The sequence below is a fragment of the Streptomyces sp. SID13666 genome (assembly GCF_010548325.1).
GTDB lineage: Bacteria > Actinomycetota > Actinomycetes > Streptomycetales > Streptomycetaceae > Actinacidiphila > Actinacidiphila fildesensis.
In genome coordinates this window covers 203741-224812 of record NZ_JAAGLX010000008.1, presented here as the reverse complement: position 1 = coordinate 224812, position 21072 = coordinate 203741, and the positions used below count along the sequence as shown (strand labels likewise).

15 protein-coding genes are annotated in these 21072 nt (G+C 68.5%); 8 read left to right on the top strand and 7 right to left on the bottom strand.

Features of this window, described 5'->3' with window-relative positions:
• Positions 1 to 44: 44 nt before the first annotated feature.
• Entirely contained in the window at positions 45 to 572 is a 528-nt protein-coding gene (locus tag G3I60_RS14730; protein WP_343241322.1) for a DUF4245 domain-containing protein, read from the top strand.
• Positions 573 to 718: 146 nt separating this feature from the next.
• On the opposite strand, the gene G3I60_RS14725 is transcribed toward G3I60_RS14730, so the two are convergent.
• The 4 genes from G3I60_RS14725 to G3I60_RS14710 all read right to left on the bottom strand — a co-directional run bounded on the left by G3I60_RS14725 (position 719) and on the right by G3I60_RS14710 (position 4409).
• Positions 719 to 1315, bottom strand: coding sequence for a malonic semialdehyde reductase (locus G3I60_RS14725; protein WP_138358605.1), 597 nt, complete (start codon positions 1313 to 1315; stop codon positions 719 to 721).
• Between the two features lie 164 nt (positions 1316 to 1479).
• On the bottom strand, positions 1480 to 1701 hold the full coding sequence (locus G3I60_RS14720) for an exodeoxyribonuclease VII small subunit (protein WP_138358607.1): 222 nt from the start codon (positions 1699 to 1701) through the stop codon (positions 1480 to 1482).
• Between the two features lie 9 nt (positions 1702 to 1710).
• Positions 1711 to 2937, bottom strand: a complete 1227-nt coding sequence (gene xseA, locus G3I60_RS14715; RefSeq protein WP_138358609.1) for an exodeoxyribonuclease VII large subunit — start codon at positions 2935 to 2937, stop codon at positions 1711 to 1713.
• Between the two features lie 89 nt (positions 2938 to 3026).
• The gene (locus G3I60_RS14710; protein WP_138358611.1) at positions 3027 to 4409 is read right to left on the bottom strand and encodes an APC family permease; all 1383 of its coding nucleotides are present in this window, start codon (positions 4407 to 4409) and stop codon (positions 3027 to 3029) included.
• Positions 4410 to 4521: 112 nt separating this feature from the next.
• On the opposite strand from G3I60_RS14710, the gene G3I60_RS14705 reads away from it, so the two are divergent.
• Together G3I60_RS14705 and ppgK are read left to right on the top strand one after the other, a co-directional pair.
• On the top strand, positions 4522 to 5517 hold the full coding sequence (locus G3I60_RS14705; RefSeq protein ID WP_138358613.1) for a 4-hydroxy-3-methylbut-2-enyl diphosphate reductase: 996 nt from the start codon (positions 4522 to 4524) through the stop codon (positions 5515 to 5517).
• A gap of 58 nt (positions 5518 to 5575) precedes the next feature.
• A complete protein-coding gene (gene ppgK, locus G3I60_RS14700) occupies positions 5576 to 6313 on the top strand; it encodes a polyphosphate--glucose phosphotransferase (RefSeq protein WP_138358615.1) in 738 nt (245 codons plus the stop codon).
• Here the strand turns inward: ppgK and G3I60_RS14695 are convergent.
• Positions 6234 to 6869: a DUF6542 domain-containing protein gene (locus G3I60_RS14695; RefSeq protein WP_232484659.1), complete on the bottom strand. Its 636-nt coding sequence runs from the start codon at positions 6867 to 6869 to the stop codon at positions 6234 to 6236. The genes ppgK and G3I60_RS14695 overlap by 80 nt on opposite strands.
• 174 nt (positions 6870 to 7043) lie before the next feature.
• Between G3I60_RS14695 and ychF the strand changes: the two genes are divergently transcribed.
• Complete coding sequence (gene ychF, locus G3I60_RS14690) at positions 7044 to 8132, top strand: redox-regulated ATPase YchF (protein WP_138358617.1); 1089 nt, start codon at positions 7044 to 7046, stop codon at positions 8130 to 8132.
• Positions 8133 to 8520: 388 nt separating this feature from the next.
• Here ychF and G3I60_RS14685 read toward each other — a convergent pair whose 3' ends face one another.
• Positions 8521 to 8790, bottom strand: a complete 270-nt coding sequence (locus tag G3I60_RS14685) for a Txe/YoeB family addiction module toxin (protein ID WP_164295355.1) — start codon at positions 8788 to 8790, stop codon at positions 8521 to 8523.
• Positions 8787 to 9047: a type II toxin-antitoxin system Phd/YefM family antitoxin gene (locus G3I60_RS14680; RefSeq protein ID WP_164295354.1), complete on the bottom strand. Its 261-nt coding sequence runs from the start codon at positions 9045 to 9047 to the stop codon at positions 8787 to 8789. Before G3I60_RS14680 ends, G3I60_RS14685 begins: the two co-directional genes overlap by 4 nt.
• 560 nt (positions 9048 to 9607) lie before the next feature.
• On the opposite strand from G3I60_RS14680, the gene G3I60_RS14675 reads away from it, so the two are divergent.
• The 4 genes from G3I60_RS14675 (at position 9608) to G3I60_RS14660 (ending at position 21043) form a co-directional block, all read left to right on the top strand.
• On the top strand, positions 9608 to 12544 hold the full coding sequence (locus tag G3I60_RS14675) for a DEAD/DEAH box helicase (RefSeq protein ID WP_343241318.1): 2937 nt from the start codon (positions 9608 to 9610) through the stop codon (positions 12542 to 12544).
• Positions 12541 to 13944, top strand: a complete 1404-nt coding sequence (locus G3I60_RS14670; protein ID WP_164295352.1) for an SWIM zinc finger family protein — start codon at positions 12541 to 12543, stop codon at positions 13942 to 13944. Before G3I60_RS14675 ends, G3I60_RS14670 begins: the two co-directional genes overlap by 4 nt.
• 1652 nt (positions 13945 to 15596) lie before the next feature.
• Positions 15597 to 19943 carry an ATP-binding protein gene (locus tag G3I60_RS46800; protein ID WP_164295351.1) on the top strand — a complete coding sequence of 1449 codons (4347 nt, stop codon included), beginning with the start codon at positions 15597 to 15599 and terminating at the stop codon, positions 19941 to 19943.
• Positions 19940 to 21043, top strand: coding sequence for an ATP-binding protein (locus G3I60_RS14660; RefSeq protein ID WP_164295350.1), 1104 nt, complete (start codon positions 19940 to 19942; stop codon positions 21041 to 21043). Before G3I60_RS46800 ends, G3I60_RS14660 begins: the two co-directional genes overlap by 4 nt.
• Positions 21044 to 21072: the final 29 nt, after the last annotated feature.

The window sequence follows — 21072 nt, the reverse complement described above, 5'->3', positions numbered from 1 at the left end:
ACCCCCGGGCCGGAGCGCCGCCCGGCATGGGGGACCATAGGAGCGTGGCAAACAAGCGTGGCAATCAGACGGTGCGGGACCTGGTCCTGTCGATGGTGGTGCTCGGCGTCGTCGTCGCGTTCATCTACATCTTCATCCCGCACGACACCAACGCGGACCCGGTCAAGCCGATCGGCTTCCGGACCGAGCTGAGCCAGGCGCGGCGCGACGCGCCCTTCCCGGTGGCCGCGCCCGAGGGGCTCGGCAAGGACTGGCGCGCTACGACGGTGACGTACGACGCCAAGGACGCCAAGGCCGTCGAATGGCACCTGGGCTTCGTCGATCCGCAGAACGAGTACGCGGCCGTGGAGCAGGGCAACGGCCCGGCGGCGAAGTTCATCGCGGACAAGAGCAAGCGCGCGGTGCGGGACGGGAACCGTACGGTCACCGTCGCCGGGGTGGCGTGGGACCGGTACAAGGGCCCGAAGTACAACGCGCTGGTGCGGGTGGAGAAGGGTGTCACCACGATGATCACCGGCACCGCCCCCGACGAGCAGCTCGCCGAACTGGCGGCCGCGCTCAAGGCGTCCTGACCCGTTGCCGCGCCGACCCGCTGGCGCGCTGGCCCGCTGGCGCACAGGCCCGCTGGCGCGCTGGCCCGCGAAACTCACCCTGTCCGGACGCACGAACGCCGGGCGGCCCGTGACGGGCGCCCGGCGTTCGGGAGTGTGCGGGGAGATCAGACGGTCGTGACGACCTCGTCGTAGGCCAGACGGGGGCTGCGGGTCGGGAACCAGGAGTCGGTGCCGGGCTTGCCGATGTTCACCACGGCGAGGACCGAGTGCTCACCGTCGGGGAAGAACTCCTTGTCGATGCCCGCGGCGTCGAAGCCGGTCATCGGGCCGGCGGCCAGGCCGGCGGCGCGGATGCCCAGGATGAAGTAGCCGGCCTGCAGCGAACCGTTGAGGGTGGCGGCCTGCTCGCGCACGGAACGCTCGGAGAAGAAGAGGTCCTTCGCCTGCGGGAAGTGCGGGAACTGGGTCGGCAGCTCCTCGTGGAACTCGTTGTCCGCGGCGAGGATCGCGACGAGCGGGGCGGCGGAGGTCTTCGGCTGGTTGCCCTCGGCCATGTGCTTCACGAGGCGCTCGCGGCCCTCGGCGGAACGCACCAGGACGATACGCAGCGGCTGCTGGTTGAACGCGGTCGGCGCGTACTTGACCAGGTCGTAGATCGCCTGGATCTGCTCGTCGGTCACGGGCTCGTCGGTGAAGGTGTTGGCCGTGCGGGCCTCACGGAAGAGCAGGTCCTGGGCGGAGGCGTCGAGTACGAGAGACATGGGAACCTCTTACGGAATCGTGGCAATTTGCGCCGATCGGGCACGTCGCGAACACTCTCATCAACCTGTGTGAAAGTTCAACGATTCCTGGGTCCGGGGTGACGCTCGTCACATCCATGCCGGTTCGACCGTCGCTCGAGCCGTCAAGTGACCGCCCCGCCACGTCACTCGGCGGCGGACTCCTCGTCCGGCGCCTCGGCGAGCGCCGCGTCCAGCCGGGCCCGCGCGCCCTCCAGCCAGCGCCGGCACACCCGCGCGAGTTCCTCGCCGCGCTCCCAGAGCGCCAGCGACTCCTCCAGCGTCGAGCCGCCGGCCTCCAACCGCCGTACGACATCGACGAGCTCGTCCCGCGCCTGCTCGTATCCCAGCGTGTCCTGTTCTGCCATGGTCACAGCCTAGGCCGGAGGTACGACAGTGCCGGTGACCTTCACCAGGAACGCACCACCGGAGACCCGGGCGCGCAACTCCTCGTCCGCCGCCACCTCGTCGGGGCCGCGCACCACGGAACCGTCCTCGCGCTGCAGCACCGCGTAGCCGCGCTGCAGGGTCGCGGCGGGGGAGAGGGCCACCACCCGCGCCCGGGTGTGCTCCAGCTCGTCGTCGGCCCGGTCCAGCAGATGCCGCAGCGTCCGGCGGCTGCGGTCCAGCAGCGCGTCGACCTGCTCCTCGCGGTGCTCGACCATCGTGTGCGGCCGGGCCATCGACGGCCGGCTGAGCGCCGCGTCCAGACCGCGCTGCTCACGGTCGAGCAGACCGGTCACGACGCGCAGCGCCCGCAGCCCCAGATGCTCCACCCGGGTCAGTTCCTCGCCCACGTCCGGGACCACCCGCTTCGCCGCGTCCGTCGGGGTCGACGCCCGCAGGTCCGCCACCAGGTCCAGCAGCGGGGAGTCCGGCTCGTGCCCGATCGCCGACACGACCGGGGTGACGCACGCGGCCACCGCCCGCACCAGCTGCTCGTCGGAGAACGGCAGCAGGTCCTCCACGCTGCCGCCGCCGCGCGCCACGATGATCACGTCGACCTCGGCATGCGCGTCCAGCTCGCGCACCGCCTCCACCACCCGGGGCACCGCCTGCGCGCCCTGCACCGGAACGTTGCGCACCTCGAAGCGGACGGCGGGCCAGCGCAGCCGCGCGTTCTCCAGCACATCGCGCTCCGCCGCCGAGGCGCGGCCGGTCACCAGCCCGATGCACTGCGGAAGGAAGGGCAGCGGGCGCTTGCGGTCCAGCGCGAACAGACCCTCAGCCGCCAGCGCCTTCTTCAGCTGCTCCAGCCGGGCCAGCAGCTCACCGACGCCGACCGGCCGGATCTCTGTCGCGCGCAGCGACAACTGCCCGCGCGGGCCGTACCACTCGGGCTTGGCGAACAGCACGACACGGGCGCCCTCGCCGACCACGTCGGCGATCTGGTCGAACACCGCCCGGAAGCACGTCACCGAGATCGACACATCGTGCGACGGGTCGCGCAGCGTCAGGAACACCACGCCCGCACCCGGGCGCCGCGACAGCTGGGTGATCTGCCCCTCCACCCAGACGGCGCCGAGCCGGTCCACCCACCCGCCGATCAGCCGTGACACTTCGCCGACGGGGATCGGCGTATCCGCCGACGTACTCAGAGCCATGTGCCGAGGGTATCGGCCGCCGCCGACAGCGGGATTTCCTTCCGGCCGCGCTGTGGGCCGTGCTGTGTACGGCGACACGAAGGTGACGGCTACCGCTCCGCCGCGGTCCGCCGCCGGGAGAGCTGGGCGGCCAGCACGATCAGTCCCGCGGCCAGCCAGACGGCCCCGACGACCTGGGCCGATCCTGCGGCTTCGACGATCACGGCGATGGTGATGGCGAGGCCGAGCAGCGGTACGACGATGTGGCGCAGCACGCTGGGCGGCCCCCCCTGGCGGCGGACGGCGAACCAGCCGACGACCGACAGGTGCAGCAGCGAGAAGGCGGTGAGCGCGCCGATGTCGACGACGGAGACCAACCGGTCCAGGCCGTCGTCGCGGCGGGCCGCCCAGACCGCGGCGACCAGGGTGACGACCGCCGCGAACAGCAGCGCCCGCCGGGGCACCCCGCTGCCCGCGTCGATCTTGGACAGCGGTCCCGGCAGCCGCCGGTCGCGGGCCATCGCGAAGAGCAGCCGACCCGCCGCTGCCTGCCCGGCGAGCGCCGCGAAGGCCGCGCCGATGGCCTTGCTGACGGCGACGAGGTCGTGCAGCCAGCCGCCGACGGCCGCGTCCACGGTGTCGTAGAAGGCGGACCCCTGCCCGGCCGGCTTCGCGGCCAGCTCGGCAGCGGACATCGGGGCGAGCAGCGCCGCCAGATACGTCTGCACGATGAACAACACACCCGCCATGACGAGGCAGAACAGCACGGCCCGCGCGACCTTCGCCGAGCCGCCCGCCGCCTCCTCGGCGAAGGAGGCGATGGCGTCGAAGCCCAGATAGGACAGCACCGCGACGGACACGGCGCCCAGCACCGCGCCCAGGGAGAACGCGCCCTGGCCGGAGAAGGGCGAGGCCCAGCCGCGCTGCGCCCCGTCCGTGCCGAGGACGACGACCGCGGACACCACGAAGATCAGCAGCACCACGATCTCCAGGGCGAGCACGAGGAAGCCGACCGCCGCCGCGGCCCGCACCCCCCACAGGTTGAGCCCGGTCGTCACCACGACCGCGATCGTCGTCCACACCCACTGCGACACCGACGGCACCAGCGCGTGCAGCGCGATCCCGGAGAAGAGATAGGCCACCGCGGGGATCAGCAGATAGTCGAGCATCGCCATCCAGCCGGCGATGAAGCCGGGCCCCTCACCGAGCCCGGCCCGCGCGTAAGCGAAGACCGAACCGGCCTGCGGGACGACCCGCACCATCTGCGCGTAGCTGAACGCGGTGAACGCCATCGCGACCGTCGCGAACACATAGACCAGCGCGACCGCCCCGTGCGATCTGGCGTCCAGCGCGCCGAACACGCCGACGGGTGCCATGGGGGCGATGAAGAGCATCCCGTAGACCACGAGGTCGCGGAAGCCGAGGTTGCGCCGCAGGGTGCCTTCGGCGGCGCGGGCCGTGTCGTCCGGGGGAGCGGGGGTCGGTGCGCTCATGCCCCTCAGCTTGCGCGAAGGGTGCCGTGCCCACGAACGGAGCGGCGCCGGGCGGACACGTCCCCCGGCGCCGCCGGGCGGCCTTCTTCGGACCGGACGGCTGCCCCGTACCATGGCTGACATGACTGCTACGACTGCCCGACGCGTCCTGCTCGCAGCCCCCCGCGGATACTGCGCAGGCGTGGACCGCGCCGTGATCACCGTCGAGAAGGCACTGGAGCAGTACGGAGCGCCGATCTATGTGCGCAAGGAGATCGTGCACAACAAGTACGTGGTGCAGACCCTGCAGAAGAAGGGCGCGATCTTCGTCGACGAGACGGAGGAGGTGCCCGAGAACGCCATCGTGATCTTCTCGGCGCACGGCGTCGCCCCCGTCGTCCACGAGGAGGCCGCGCAGCGCAGCCTGGCCTCGATCGACGCGACCTGCCCCCTGGTCACCAAGGTGCACAAGGAAGCCGTCCGGTTCGCGAACGAGGACTACGACATCCTGCTGATCGGCCATGAGGGCCATGAAGAGGTCGTCGGCACCATGGGCGAGGCCCCGGAGCGCATGACGCTCGTCGACGGCCCCGCCGACGTGGCGAACGTCGAGGTCCGCGACGAGAGCAAGGTCGTCTGGCTCTCCCAGACCACGCTCTCCGTCGACGAGACGATGGAGACCGTCGACGCCCTCAAGGAGCGCTTCCCCAACCTGATCAGCCCCCCGAGCGACGACATCTGCTACGCCACGCAGAACCGCCAGGTCGCGGTGAAGCAGATCGGCGCGGAGGCGGAGCTGGTCATCGTCGTCGGCTCCAAGAACTCGTCGAACTCCGTTCGGCTGGTCGAGGTCGCCCTGCAGGCCGGTTCCAAGGCCTCGTACCTGGTGGACTTCGCCGACGAGTGCGACGAGGCGTGGCTGGAGGGCGTGACCACGGTCGGCGTCACCTCGGGCGCCTCCGTCCCGGAGATCCTCGTCGAGGGTGTGCTGGACTGGCTGGCCGAGCGCGGCTTCGGCGATGTGGAGATCCTCCGGTCGGCGGAAGAGAGCATCGTTTTCTCGCTGCCGAAGGAATTGCGGCGTGACCTGCGTGCGGAGACCGCCCCCGGGGCATCTGCCCAGGGGTGAGCCGAACGGCTCACGTGCCGAGGGGTGAGCCGAACGGTTCACGCTTAGCGTGGAGGTCATGAACGTGTTCGGCGTGGACATCGGTGGCACAGGCATCAAGGGCGCTCCGGTCGATCTGGAGCGCGGCGATCTGGCGGAAGTGCGCTGCAAGGTGTCGACCCCGCATCCGGCCACCCCGGACGCCGTGCTCGACGGCGTCCAGCAGGTCGTGGAGCATTTCGGCTGGTCGGGGCCGGTCGGCGTGACCTTCCCCGGCGTCGTGGTGGACGGGGTGACCCGGACCGCGGCCAATGTCGACTCCGACTGGATCGGCAAGGACGCCCGCGCCCTGATCTCGGAGCGGCTGGGCATGCCGGTGGCCGTCCTGAACGACGCGGACGCGGCCGGCATGGCCGAGATGACCTTCGGCGCCGGCCGGGGCCGCGGCGGGACGGTGATCCTGCTGACGCTGGGCACCGGCATCGGCAGCGCGGTCTTCGTCGACGGGCACCTGCTGCCCAACACCGAGCTGGGCCATCTGGAGCTGCACGGCCATGACGCGGAGAAGCGCGCGTCGGTCAAGGCCCGCGAGGAGGACGACCTCAGCTGGGAGCACTGGGCGCACCGGCTCACGAAGTACCTCGCCCATGTGGAGATGCTGTTCTCGCCCGAGCTGTTCGTGATCGGCGGCGGGGTGAGCCGCAAGGCGGAGAAGTTCCTGCCGCTGATCGAGGGGATCAGCGCCGAGATCGTCCCTGCTGGTCTGCAGAACAACGCGGGGATCGTCGGAGCCGCCATGAACGCTGCAAAGCTCTGACGCCGACGATGCCGGCGGCCAGCAGCGTGCCGGTGTAGAGCCAGCCGGTCAGCAGGGCCAGACCGGTGAACATGCCCAGCAGATGGCCGACGAAGCCGCCGCCGTTGTCGTCACCGGTCAGCGCGATGGCGGTGGCGAACGCGATGGGGGCGGCGATCGGCGCCGCCACCAGGTCGTACGGCCGGACGTACAGCCCCGCTGTGACGCACACCGCGATGAACACCAGCCCGAAGAAGACCCCGGGCCCGTCGAAGAGCAGGGCGTCCAGCGCGCCGCCGGTCACCGTGACCACGACGGTCAGCAGCCCCGTCCCCAGCCCGGTGAGCTTCGGCTGGGCCTGTGGCAGTCGCACCACCCTGGCGAGCGCCGTGATCGTGGGCGCGAGCGAGGCCAGCGGCCCGCGACGTGCCGACCGGTAGACCACCGAACCCCCCACCGTGCCCGTGGGGCGGGCCGGCCTGGGCAGCCGGGGCCTGCCCTGGGCGTCTCTGCTGCCGTTCCCGGTGTCGTTTTTGGTGCCGTTCCTGGTGCCGGTGCGCGCACTGTGTTGCTCCACCCACTCAAAGTAGGCGGATGACCCCGGTCATACCCTGGCAGGACACGCCTTTGCCCGGTCCTTGGCCTGCTGTTCGACGGCGACGGGTCGGGCCCGCGCTCGCCCCGTAGACTGGTGGATCGGTCCCTGGACCACTCCACTCTCCTCGCTCCTCTCGTTACGGGAAGTCGCCACGTGTCGCTCACGATCGGAATCGTCGGTCTGCCGAATGTCGGCAAGTCGACCCTTTTCAACGCCCTGACCAAGAACGACGTGCTGGCGGCCAACTACCCGTTCGCCACCATCGAGCCGAACGTGGGCGTCGTCGGCGTCCCCGACCCGCGCCTCGCCCAGCTCGCCAAGATCTTCGGCTCGCAGAAGCTGCTCCCCGCCACGGTCGACTTCGTCGACATCGCGGGCATCGTGCGCGGTGCGAGCGAGGGTGAGGGCCTGGGCAACAAGTTCCTGGCGAACATCCGCGAGTCGGATGCGATCTGCCAGGTCATCCGGGCCTTCAAGGACGAGAACGTCGTGCACGTCGACGGCAAGGTCTCGCCCAAGGACGACATCGAGACGATCAACACCGAGCTGATCCTCGCGGACATGCAGTCCGTCGAGAAGGCCGTCCCGCGCCTCACCAAGGAGGCCCGCCTCCAGAAGGAGAAGGCCGCCGTCCTGGCCGCGGTCCTGGACGCCCAGAAGATCCTCGAAGAGGGCCGCACCCTCTACGCCGCCGGCATCCACGCCGGCACCGAACAGGGCCGCCTCCTCCACGAGCTGCACCTGCTCACCGTCAAGCCGTTCCTCTACGTCTTCAACGTGGACGAGGACGAGCTGACCGACGAGGACTTCAAGAACGAGCAGCGCGCGCTCGTCGCCCCCGCCGAGGCGATCTTCCTGAACGCCAAGATCGAGGCCGAGCTGATCGAGCTCGACGACGAGGAGGCCCTCGAGCTCCTGCAGTCCATGGGCCAGGAGGAGCCCGGCATGGCCGTCCTCGGCCGCGTCGGCTTCGACACCCTCGGCCTGCAGACGTACCTCACCGCCGGCCCCAAGGAAACCCGCGCCTGGACCATCAAGAAGGGCGCCACGGCCCCCGAGGCGGCCGGTGTGATCCACACCGACTTCCAGCGCGGCTTCATCAAGGCCGAGATCGTCTCCTTCGACGACCTCGTCGCCTGCGGCTCCATCCCCGAGGCCCGCGCCAAGGGCAAGGCCCGCATGGAGGGCAAGGATTACGTGATGCAGGACGGCGACGTGGTCGAGTTCCGCTTCAATGTGTAATGGGTGACCTACCACCACGTCACCGATCTGGCAAACGTGCAGGTCGGAAGGGGTCCGACTCTTCGGAGTCGGGCCCCTAGTTTTTTCCCGTGCTGGGATGGTGCTGGGTTGGCTGACCCCTCGTCACCCGTCATCACCCCTGCTCACCTCTACCGTGCTGGGATCGTGCTGGGATGGGAGAAGGCCCCCCGTGCTGGGGAAGGGCACGGGGGTAGGTCCGGCTTTGCCCTGCCTCGGTGAGAGTGCGTGGGTGTGAGCGGCGGCGGGGTTCAGTACGAGCGGGGTCCGTAACGGACTCCAGCCATGGAGGAAGGGCTCAAGGTCGGCGGCGCGGGGAGCTTCGGCGCTGAGGTGGACTCGGTGAGGCGATCCGGGGCTGACCCGCTGGCTAGCGGTCGGTGTAGTGGCCGTAGACGCGGGCGATCTCCAGTACGTCACCGCTCACCCGGTACACGAGGCGGTGTTCCTCGGTGATGCGCCGTGAGCACCAGCCCTTGAGCGCGCCCTTCAGCATCTCCGGCTTCCCGAGGCCGTTGCCGTCATCCGGGTTGCGCTGGATGTCCGCGATCAGGACGTTGATGCGTTTGAGGGTGCGCCGGTCGGTCATGGCCCACTGCGCGTACTGCTCCCACGCACGAGTGGAGAACATGACCTTCACTCCGCCGCCTCCGGGTCGATCAGGTCGCGCACAGTGCCGCGTCCGGCGTTCAGTTCGGCAACGGACTCCATCAGCTCAGCGGCGGTGCGCGCGTTGCTGAGCAGGTACATGGTCTCCGTCCACGCTTCGTAGTCGGACTCCGCCATGAGGACGGCGTTTCCCTGCTTGGAGGCGATCCGCACCGGCGCGTGATCGTCGTTGACCTTCTTCAGCAGGGGGAAGAAGTCCCTCCGCGCCTCGGTTCCGGTGATCGTCACAGCTGTTGCCCCTTTGGTTCCGGCCATCCTCTTATGGTACTGAAAAAGGTACATCATCGGTACGGATTTCGGTACCAGAAGCCCAGAAGCTGCCCATCCCCGCCAAGATCGCGCGACCGGGCACCCGGTTCGATCAGATGTCTCGTTGGGGCGCGCAGGGAGGCGGTGCTGGGCGCCGAGCCCGACATCGTCGTGTTCGAGGGCCACCTCTGGGCGATTGTCAAGGGGAGCGACCGGGCCCGGTAGGCTTACCCGTCCGGGATGGCGGGGTGGATCCGGGTGGGCCACCGTCTGCCGACAGGCGAAGGGATCGGCGCATGGCCACCGTATTTCGGGTGGTGACCGTGGATGACGATGACGGCCATGAGGTTCGGACGCAGTACTACGACGAGGCGGGGAGTGAGATCCCTGCCCCTCGGCTGCCTGTCGGGCGCAGGTCGGCCCGTGGCGCCGTATCCCGTGTTGATGTACCCCCCGCTGCTGTAGCTCATGCGGCTGTTGAGCCCGCGGGGGGTCGGGAAAGGGCTACCTCCCCGGAGTTCGCCGGGGATCAGTGGGCGGTGTTGTCCGAGTGTGTGGCGGTCTTTCTGCCGGCGGATCCGCCGCGCAGTGGGCGCGTCGCCTTTCATGTCGCGGGAAGCGGTCGGCTTCCCGCGGGTTTGCCGGCCGAGGACGTGGAGATCGTTACCGCGCATGGGCGTGGTGCGCGTCGGCGTACGGTGTCGGCGGTGGTGCGGCCGTTGGCCGAGGTGCTGCCCTGGGTCTTGTCCGTGGACGTGGAGGCGGATGCGCCGTGCGGTGAGACGGCGGCAGTCTGGCGGCATGCTGCTCTGTACGCCCTGCACCTGGCGGGGCGTGGGCTGCTGCTGCCGGGGCTCAGCGCCGGTGACCATGATGCCTGGCGGCTTGGCCCTTATGCGGAGGCGGACGCGACCTGGGTGCGGGCGCTGGCCGAGGTCATGCCGCCCGCCGCGTACGCCGTACCGCTGGAGTCCGCGGGGGAGGGGAGTGCGCGTACGCCGCTGCAACTCCCCGATCCTTACGCCCGGTTGAGGGAGTTCATGGACGCGGTGGCGGATCTGCTGCCGCGTACCCCTGCCGCATCGGCGGCCGCGGGGATGCGGCCGTTCGCCTCGCGGGATGCGCAGCACCTGCCGGGGCTGCGGGCGTGGGCCGCGCGGGTGGCCGACGGCCGGGATGCCGGTGTACGCGTCTCGCTGCGGCTCGAACTGCCCGGCGGCGCGATGCGTGAATATGCGGACGACGAGGGCGACGCGTACGACGAGGACGCGTACGACGCTGCTCTGGAGGTGGCCGGTGCATCAGTGCGGGCCGTTGTGCAGGTGCACTCGCTCGCCGATCCGCTGCTCCTCGCGGACGCGGCCGGCGTCTTCAGTGGCGAGAGCGGCGGTTTTGGTCCGCGTACCCGCGTCCAGGTGGAGGACGTTCTGCGCCGGGCCGCCGCTGCGTGGCCGCCGCTGCACCGGATCCTCTCGCTGCCGGTTCCAGATGAACTCGCCCTGGACGACCAGGAGTTCATTGGACTCCTGGCAGGCGGGGCGGCCTCGCTGTCGGCCGCCGGGGTGGCCGTCCACCTCCCCAAGGAGCTGGCACGGGAGATGACGGCCCGCGCGGTGATCGAGCCCGACGGGCCCGCCGAACGCGACCAGGACACCGAGGCTCCCGCGTTCTTCTCGCCCGAGCAACTTCTCTCCTTTCGCTGGGAGTTCGCGGTCGGCGACCACACGCTGACGCAAGAGGAGCTGGACCGGCTCGCGCAGGCCCGCCGCCCCCTGGTGCGGCTGCGCGACCAGTGGGTAGTGGTGGACGCGGATCTGCTGCGCAAGGCCCGCCGGGCCCGCCGGGAACTGGGCGCACTCGACGCGCTGAGCGCCGCGCTCACCGGCAGCGTGGAGGACCCCGACGGTGTTCTCGTTCCCGTACGGGCAGGAGGGTGGCTGGCCGCGCTGCGCGACAGGCTCGCCGCACCCGAGCAGGCCGAAGCGGCCGAGCTGGCCGCTCCAGCCGCCCTGGACGCCACCCTGCGCGGCTATCAGCTGCGCGGACTTGCCTGGCTGGACCGGATGACCAGGCTGGGGCTCGGCGCCTGCCTCGCCGACGACATGGGCCTGGGCAAGACGATCACCACGATCGCCCTGCATCTGCGCCGCCAGGAGGATCCGGCGACCGCGGGCAGGCCGGCTCTGGTGGTCTGTCCGGCATCCCTGCTCGGCAACTGGGGCCGGGAGATCGACAGGTTCGCGCCCGGCACCCCCTGGCGCCGCCACCATGGACCGGGGCGCGATCTGGGCGGCCTCAAGCCGGGCGAGATCGTCCTCACCACATACGGAACCATGCGCCGCGACGCCCAGGCGCTCGCCGAAGCCGGGCCGTGGGGGCTCCTCGTCGCGGACGAGGCGCAGCACGTGAAGAACCCGGCGGGGGCCACCGCGAAAGCGCTGCGCACCCTGCCGAGTTCGGCGCGCGTGGCCCTGTCGGGCACCCCGGTGGAGAACAACCTCAGTGAACTGTGGGCGCTCCTGGACTGGGGCACCCCCGGGCTGCTCGGCTCCTTGAAAACCTTCAGACAGCGCTATGGGCGGGCCGCCGAGCGTGCCGCGCGCGGTGGTGCGACCGGTGAGGAGGACAGTGCGGCGGCCGAGCGGCTCGGCCGGCTCATCCGCCCCTTTGTGCTGCGCCGGCGCAAGGCCGACCCGGGCATCGCGCCCGAGCTGCCGCCGAAGACCGAGACCGATGAGCGGGTGCTGCTGAGCAGGGAGCAGACCGTGCTGTACGAGGCGCAGGTACGCGAGTCGCTCGCCGTGATCAAGGAGGCGAAGGGCATTGCCCGGCATGGTCTCGTACTCAAACTCCTCACCGCGCTCAAGCAGATCTGCAACCACCCCGCCCAGTATCTGAAGGAGCCCGACGCGACCCGGCTGACCGGCCGCAGCGGCAAACTGGAACTCCTCGACGAACTCCTCGATGTGATCGTCGCCGAGGACGCGTCCGTGCTGCTGTTCACCCAGTACACGCGGATGGCCCGCCTCCTCGAACACCATCTGACCGCGCGCGGCATCCACTCCCTCTATCTGCACGGCGGTACGCCGGTGAAGCGGCGCGAGGAGATGGTCGACGCTTTTCAGCGCGGCGAGGCCCCGGTCTTTCTGCTCTCCCTGAAGGCCGCGGGCACCGGCCTCAATCTCACCCGCGCCGGGCACGTCATCCACTACGACCGGTGGTGGAACCCGGCCGTGGAAGATCAGGCCACCGACCGCGCGTACCGCATCGGCCAGACCCAGCCCGTCCAGGTCCACCGCCTGATCTCCGAGGGTACGGTGGAGGACCAGATTGCCCAACTCCTCAGCAGTAAGCGTGACTTGGCGGACTCCGTGCTCGGGGGGCAGGGCGAGGCCGCCCTCACCGACCTGAGCGACGATGAACTCGCCGATCTGGTCTCCCTGCACTCCGCCCACGGCGACAGGAGCCGCCGATGAGACGCCGCACCGGTACCCTCGCCCTCCCGGCGCCGCAACTGGCGCGCGGGCAGCGGGAGTTGGCGAGCAGCTGGTGGGGCGAGGAGTGGATCGACTCCCTTCAGACGCCTTCCTCGTCGTTCGGGTACGGATTCTCCGCGGGCCACGACAGCCGCCTGGCCCGCGCCCGCACCTACGCACGCAAGGGGGCGGTCGGCGAGATCACGGTGCGGCCGGGGTCGGTGGCCGCCCGCGTCAAGGGCAGCCGCCGTACCCCCTACCGCTGCGAGATCCACGTACCCGAACTGTCCGAGGCGCAGTGGGACAAGCTCTTCGAGGAGTGGACCGCCGCCGGTCGGGAGCTGCTGCTCGAACTCGCCCAGGGTCGGCTCGGCGTACACGCGGTCGATGCCGCGGTGCGGGCGGAGACGGATCTGGTTCCACCGCCGGACGCGTTCGTCTACCACTGCTCCTGTCCCGACTGGGGCGACCCGTGCAAGCACGCCGCCGCGCTGTCGTACGCGTTCGCGCGGGCCCTGGACACCCGCGCCGAGGCGCTGCTCGTACTGCGCGGACGCGATCTTGTCGAGGCAGCCACCGAGATCTCGGTACGCCACAGAGCGCGGGAGCAGTCCGCGGCGGACGAGGAGGCCGTACGGGCGGCGCGGCCCAGTGGGGTCCCGGCGGGTGAGGTGTTCGCGCGGGCCCGGGCCCGCGCGGCGGACGGTCCTGCCGTACTGCCGGTGCTGCCCGCGCCCCTCCTTGTTCCCGTCCCGGCTCCTGTCGTGGGCCAGGAGAGGGCCGCGGCGATGACGCCGGTGCTGCTCGTAGGCGAGTCCGTCGCCCCGGAAGCGCTGCACCTGCTGGCCGTCGATGCCGCCCGGCGTGCTTCGGCGGTCTATGTGTGGGCGGTTGACCAGCGGGATGTCACCGATACAACGGCGGCTGCCGGGGCGGCGCAGACGCAGGCGGCCGATCTTCTGATGCTGGACGGCGACCCCTGGCACGACACCGTGCGCCGGGCTGCTGCCGCCGACGGCGACCTGCCGGTGGTCTCCCGCCTCCTGAACAGCTCGGACCGGGCCCGCACCCAGCTCGCCCGGGCGAGCGTCGCCTGGCGCTACGGCGGCCCGGCGGCGCTGAGCGCCCTGGACGGCACACTCGTACCGCCGCCCGAGACTGAGGCCGCGGCACGCGAGCGGCTGCTGCAGGTACGGAGTCCAGGCCGGTCAGGACCGCCCAGGCCGCGCCGGACCCGTGGCCGCCTGCAGCTGGTCGGCGAGGACGTCGAGCTGCGCTGGGGCTCGGACGGGTGCTGGTACCCGTACCAGAAGGAGCGCGGCCAGTGGTGGGCGGCGGGCCCGCCCGCCACCGACGCCGACGCGGCACTGTACGGAGCCCTTGGCGCAGAGTCACCTTGAGGTCAATGGACGGGTGCGGCGAATGGACGGTGCGCTGTCGAGAGTGGGCGGCAGGACGAGACGTTGCCGACGCTGTTGTGTAGCGTTGTCGACCTTGGGTCTTCTTGTAGGTTGTCACGAGTCCCGTACTGGGATGGTGCTGGAATGCGCCCGTATACCCGCAGGTCAGAGCGTTGTGGGGTAGTTCCGCTTCAACGTGTAGTGGGTGACATACCACCACGTCGCTGATCTAGCAAACGTGCAGCTCAGAAGGGGTCCGACTCTCCGGGGTCGGGCCCCTGGCTTTTTCCCGTGCTGGGATGGTGCTGGGATGGCTGACCCCTCGTCACCTGTCATCACCCCTGCTCACCTCTACTGTGCTGGGATCGTGCTGGGATGCCGGTGAGGCCCCTGTGCTGGCGCATGGGTCTGTGCTCGGCCGGGTGGTGCCTTCGATGGCACAGGACGACGGGACAGCATGGTGTGACCGGGCGCCTGAGTTGATTCTGGCGGCCGAATGGTTCTCGCCGTCGTGATCTCGCCGACACCTACCAGCGGTGAACGACCCGGTCTCGTCCAGTGCACGGCTGTTGGCCACGATGCACTGGCATCGGGCTCCCGGGAACCGACCAGCTGCGAACGAAGATCCACAGCAGCGAGGGACCGGAATGCCCTCGCACCCCCATGGCGGCCAGGTTGCGTGGGGTGCGAAATAGCCCACGCCACCACTCCGCCCAGCGCGCCCTGGACAGTGTCCGTGCCGTTCTGGCCGAACTCGAGGCTGTCGGGCGAGCTCGATCGTCGAGCGTGCCCTGCCCGGAGCAAGTGTCCTGGATGCGCGCGCGGCACTCCTGGCTGACGGAGAAGCGGCAACAACCGGATGGCTTTGACGCCTGGTTCGCGCCTCGCGACTCGATCGAGGTGCTGGGCGCCCGGCGGATGCCGAGCGGGCCGGCGGCGCGGACCCCGAGCCGGGCGAGGACGTCCTGTGGCGTGCTGTGGGACCGCTGGCCGATCGCGATGTAGGAAACGAGCACCAGCCAAGACCGCGCAGGCGCCAGCCAGCAGTACCGACACCCACGGATGACGGCGCTCACAATGGTCACGCAGGACGGGTAAGGTCCGCAGCCGGTCTCTCAACTCCGCAATCTCATGGTGTTGACCCATGGGCGATGCGGCCAGACAGACGCTGGCAGGTCGGCGCCTCGAAACTCCCTGTTTGTTGGGGGACTTGAGAGTTCACTCCCTCAACCAGGGCTTTGATGCGTTCGTAGTGGCCCATAGAGGTCGGCACAACGCCGTGACCAGCACAGCTACAAGGTCTCCATGAATTTGAGTCAGCCCTTGCTCTACCTCTTGACCCCTGTGTCGGGTCAGTCCGTGCTGAGATCGGCAACCGTGCTAGGTCGGACAGCCCGGAATCGGCCTTTTCGCAGATCGCAGTGCCGCGCCGCGCCGGGGACTCAGGTTCAACACGTGGCAGGTGTCCTGTTTAGCCGAATAGAGTGTTGCCCGAGAACCGAACCGTGCGATGTGACTCGTACTACAGTGGCTGCGTGCCGGTGAAGATTTTCTTCGGGGGGCCGGTGCGATCGCCGCATCCTCCCCCGGCGCCGTCGCGGGTAGGCCGGTCATTCGCCGACGGTTGGACAGGCCGGTACAGGAGGATCGGCGTGGACGCGGATGACATCCAATCGGTGGCCCGGGTCGGCGACCCAATCGAGATCGTACTGCTCACCGGCGACCGCTTCGAGGGTATTTTAGAGGGACTGAAACTCACTGCCCTGAATCTGCGCACGCCTGACGGGCAGGCCATCGGGGTGGCGCTACAAATGGTGGCACTCATCAAGCCGAAGCCCGTCGTGCAGACTCTCCTTGCTGCCGTCAGTGCCCCTGAGTCCAGCGTTCAGGCGCCTACTGAGCAAGCGCCGCCGACTCAGGCCGTGGCTGCGTCAGTCGATACTCCGCCCGCCTCGCGGGCGCACGAACCGCGCTTGGCTGCGTCTGCGGAGTTAAGCAGGGACCATTCGGCGTCGCTCGCCGAGGCGCTCGCCGTCATTGCCCAACTGCCTGTCGGGCCGGTCGACATGCAGGTCTACGTCAGGCCGGAGAACCGCAAGGAGCTGGAGCGGATCCGGAACTCGTACCTCAACGCCGAGAAGATCGGTGAACTCGATCCGCGCTTCGGTCGAGTTGCCCAGTTGTACACGAAAGCTAGATACCTCTGGAACATTGAGAGGGGCAACCCCGAAGTCACCCGTCTGGTTGGCGCTCTGGCACTTCTCAAGGGTGATGCCGGGTCGGCACACCACTTCCTCATCCAGGCGGAGGCGGACGATGTGCAGGCGCGGCGGCTGATGGCTGTCAGCGCCGCACATCAGGACGATGCGGACACCGCCAAGTTCGCACTACTTCGGTACTTTTACGAGGTGGTTCCCGCCGACGATCCCGAGGTCTGGCAAGCCCTGCTCGGCTTGCTCGATGCGTGTGGCGACCGAGGGCAGTTGGGTGAACTCATCAACTCCCCCGCGCACAACGAGGCCGCGTGCGAGACGGTGCGCGCCGCGCTCGGCAATGCCTCACCGGCGTCGGTACCGGCTCCCAGACCACCAGGTGCAGTACCGGCTCTTGCCGCCCGCCGTGTGGTCCCTCCGAAACCCGTGCCGAGAAACAAACCGCGGCCCCTGGCTGGCGATATACGGGCCAGAACCGAGCCGACGACCGTGCGATCCGGGGGGCAGGGGCGCTGGGAGAACCCCTACCAGCGCGCCAAGTACCTGGAACACCGCGAGAAGAACCTGGAAGCGGCGAAGGCCGCCTACCGCCAAGCGATCAAGCAGAACGTGAAGCGGGAGAGCGCCGCGAAGGACCTGGCCTGGCTGACCCGCCGCGTGGACGGCGCCGAAGCCGCACTTCGTGTCATTGAGCAGGAATGCCAGGGCATGATCGAGCCCGGCCACGTTCTCGACAATATCCTTAGCGACTTCTATGTAGGCGCCAAGCGTTATGCGGAGGCGCTTGAGGTGCTTGACCGCCAATTCCAGAGGGTCGACCTCACCAGCAGTAGGCGCTATCACCTCTGCCACCAGATCGCATTCGTGAAACTTGCCTACGGTCAGGATTCCACGAGCGAATGGCACATGTTGCTTCAAATGTCCCCGGACAACCAGAACGCGCAGCGCGGTATGGCACTGGCACTCGTCCGGCGCGGCGCCCCGGAGGGCCTGGAGGAAGCCGAGAAATTGATTGGTCATCATGTGGACGACCGATCCGTCCGGATCCTGCATCAGATCGATGCCTTGCGAGAGAGCGGAGGCGCTAACACCGATCCCGGCTGGGTGGAGCGACTGTTGGAGGAGGTCCCGCGGTTCGTCGACTCGACCCCACCGCTCGTCACGTTCGTGATGCAAAATTATTCGGAGCTCGCCGCGCGGACGAAGGAGGAACGGGAACGCACGCAGCGCCCGGTCACTAGGAGCGACCTGAACGTCATCGCGGAGACGGCCCGTCAGATGAGCGGCAAGCAGCCCGTAAACAGCGCTCAAGCGTACATCTCGGCTGCAGTGCTCGCGAAGGAAGTGGGCGAGGAAGGAGCGCAGCGGTATCTGTACCTGGGGCTGACCACGCTGGCCGGCATCGTCCTCGACCAGCAGGAGTATGAGTCGGCCCAGGATCTCTACTGCGCCGCACTGGCCGTAGCGGACGAGCGGGACGACGGTGAGCTTACCCCGGACGTCAGATCGGCGCTGATTGGTTACCTTCGCTCACCGAACGGCCGCCGCGCCAAACCAACCCGGCACCGGGACCGGGACGAAGGTGCCTCCTTGCGGGACGAAGTAGCCCGGGTGCTCTGGGACGGGATCCGCCAAGATGGTCCCAAGGTAATATTCTCGCTGATCCTTCCTCTCTTCGCGGATACCAGTGTGGCCCGGGATTTGGTTCTGGACGCCATGTGCTCGAAGCCCGAATTGCTCGTTGCGGCGGCCAAATATCTTCGCCTCGCCGAGGGCCCTGAACGGACCCGGCCGGACCAGCATGCGGTGCGTGAGGCATGGCAGCAGGTGAGCGACAAGTGGACGCGCGACCGCCGAAGGCTGGAGCACAGCCTGGTTGAACTGCAGCAACTGTCGATGTCGGAGAACGATCTGGAGTCGGCGCTAGTCCGGCTTCGCGACCGGGACACGCTGACTTCACCGTCCCTGAGCGAGGCCCTCGGACGGATCGAGGAGGCCCTGTTCGAGCTCCGGAGGTTCATCAACGAGCGCTCTTTCGAAGAGCGAGAGAGCTGCCTGCGGCTCGCCGACCAGAAGGCCCGTGCGCTCAGCGCGGATATTCGACGCGGTCCGACCAGCCTCGCTGTCGGGCTCGTCGAGCCCGTCGCGGCGCGCATCCGGGCACTCGTCGCCGAGACCCAGCAGAATTTGCTCGTCACGCAGCCGCCCCAGCCCGAACTGAGCTTGGCGCTGGAGGAGAGCAGCGGAGGCCAGAACGGTGTGGTCACGGTCCAGATCAAGGTGGCGAACACTCTCGGGATGGCGCCGCTGGAGTCCCCGGAGCTGACCGTGGGGACAGACGTCGATCTGTTCTCCATCGCGGAGCCGAAGGTGCAGCTTCCGACGGCCGTGCGCGGCGGCGACCACCGGATCGAGCAGGTCAAACTGCGTGTCACCGACAAGGGCTTCGCCGCGGGTGCCTTCTCCCTGCCGGTGACGCTTCGGTACAAGCGGCGCTCCAGCGCTGTCTACGCGACGTTCGAGGCCACGCTGCCGGTCCGGCTGGCGCGCGAGGAGGAGTTCGAGCCTATCTTCAACCCGTTCCAGGACGGTGCCACGGGACGTCCGGTGTTCGATCCGAAAATGTTCTTCGGCAGGGACGAACTGATCGAGCGGATCCGCACCGGTCTGCGGGAAGTCTCCTCACCCGGCGTGGGAGTGGCCATCTACGGCCAGAAGCGGGCCGGAAAGTCTTCCATTGCCCATCATCTGGCGCAGCGGCTGAGAGAGGACGGCCTGCCGATCGTTAACGTGGGAAACATCGGAGACCTCTCCCCGGAGTCCGGCGACCTGACTGGAACCCGCTTGCTGGCTCTGCTGATGTGGCGCATCCTGGAGGGTGCCCACGAAGCACTGACACGGCTTGACGAGCCGCTCGGTGCTTCGGCGCTGTTGATTCCCGAGGGACTAACCCGCAAGGAGTTCCTCACCAGCGAAGAGCCGGTGCATGACTGCGCCAAGTACTTCGAGCGCCACCGTGAGGGGATTAAGGGCACTCCACCACCGCTGATCGTGCTGGTCGACGAGTTCCAGTACATCGACCGGTGGATCAGGATGGGACTGCTTTCACCGTCCTTCATGCAGGCGTTTAAGGCCCTCATCGAGAGGCGACTCTTCCACTTGGTGATTGTCGGCCAGGATGCCCTTGACCGGTTGATTCAGCAAGATCCCAACGTCTTCGGGGTGTTCCAGAAGGAACGGGTGACATACCTTGCCGAGCCCGACGCGCGCGCCCTGATCGAGAACCCGATCCGCATTGAGGAGGGGGACCGGACCACCAGCAGGTACCGCGAACACGCAGTCGGTCAGATCATCGAGCTGACCGGTGGAAGCGCCTTCTACATCCAGCGATTCTGCTCGCACCTAGTTGAGTACATGAATTCCGAGCGGGCGCCGGTGGTGACGGAGGCGGATGTCGAAAGGGTCCGTGACGATTTCCTCGGCAGGCTTACGCGGGAGGACTTCGACAATCTCGAGTCACCCGGCTATACCGACCCGGACGCTTTCACAAGCGAGCAATATCAGCCAGTCCTGCTCGCCGTTGCCCGCGCGTCTCGCAACCAGCCAGCCACGTTGGCAGCGATCCGGGAGGAACACCGGGGTGAGCAACTTGAGGAGCTGCTCGACGACCTCGTCCTGCGCGACGTGGTACGCCGTGAGTCCGGGGCCTACCAGATAGTGGTCCGTCTTTACCAGGAATGGCTGCTCAAGTACCTTGGATCTAGCTCGAAGGCAGGCGCCTCATGACGGCACCCGCGGACGGCGAGGCCCCCTTCCCGGCCAATCCGTATCGCCAGGTCGGCAGGGTGGCCGAGGGCGACCGTTTCGTCGGCCGAGGCAGTCTGGTGCGCCTGGTACAGAACGCCTGGCAGGAGCCTGGTCGTCCGTCGAACGCACGCGTGCTCGGATATCACCGCACCGGCAAGACGAGCCTGGTGCGGCGGGCGCTGCAGACGTCCTCCGCGCGTCGAATCGACCTGATCACCGTGTGGCTCGATGTCGGCACACACGATTCCGGGCCGGACTTGTTCCGGTCGATGGCCCGGCAGGTGATGGAGGAGTTCGGTGAGCGCGGCGAGCGTCGAGAGATGGGTCCGCCGGACGCACTGGATGCGATCAACGCCGCAGTCCAACAGGATGGGGGTTGGGGTGATCTGCGGGAAGCACTACGTGACTTCTTCAAGACCCTATGCAAAAGCGGGTACTACGTCCTTGCAGTGCTGGACGAGTTCGACCGGGCTTCGACAACGTTCACGCGGCTGGCGGAGTTTCAGCTGTTGCGTAATCTGGCGAGTGATCCGGCGTTCTCCATGGGGTTGATCACCATTTCCCGACGGGACATCGAATCCATTGAAGTCGATGCCGCAGGGGGGTCAATCCTAGGCGGTGTGTTGGCGACTCGCCGCTATGTCGGTATGTTCACCGATGAAGAAGCGGATCTGATACTGGCTCGCGCTGCGGGCGTCGGCATCGGACTGGCCTCCGTACGTGCGGACATCATCGCCCGCACCGGGCTCCACCCTTTCCTGATGGAACTTCTCTGCAACCGGATCGTAGACAACCACCAGGCCACGGGCGAGCTGGATGTGGAGGCGGCGTACGAGTACGAGGCCCCCACCTTTGATATGCAGTTCGCCCAGCTGCGGCAGAATATCGAGGCGGACAGCGAAGGGCGCGCCACAGCACTACTGAAGAGGCTTGCCGTCGGCGCTGCCGCCGAGCCTGCGTCCTTGGAGCTGAGTCGGCTGAAGCAGATGGGTGTCGTAGCGTCGTCGACGGGGTCAGCCGCCCTGTTCTCCCGGGAGTTTGCACACTATATCCGGATGTCTGCGTTGGGCCGGTCGTGACATCGCGAGGGAGAGCTGTGCCCGAAGCG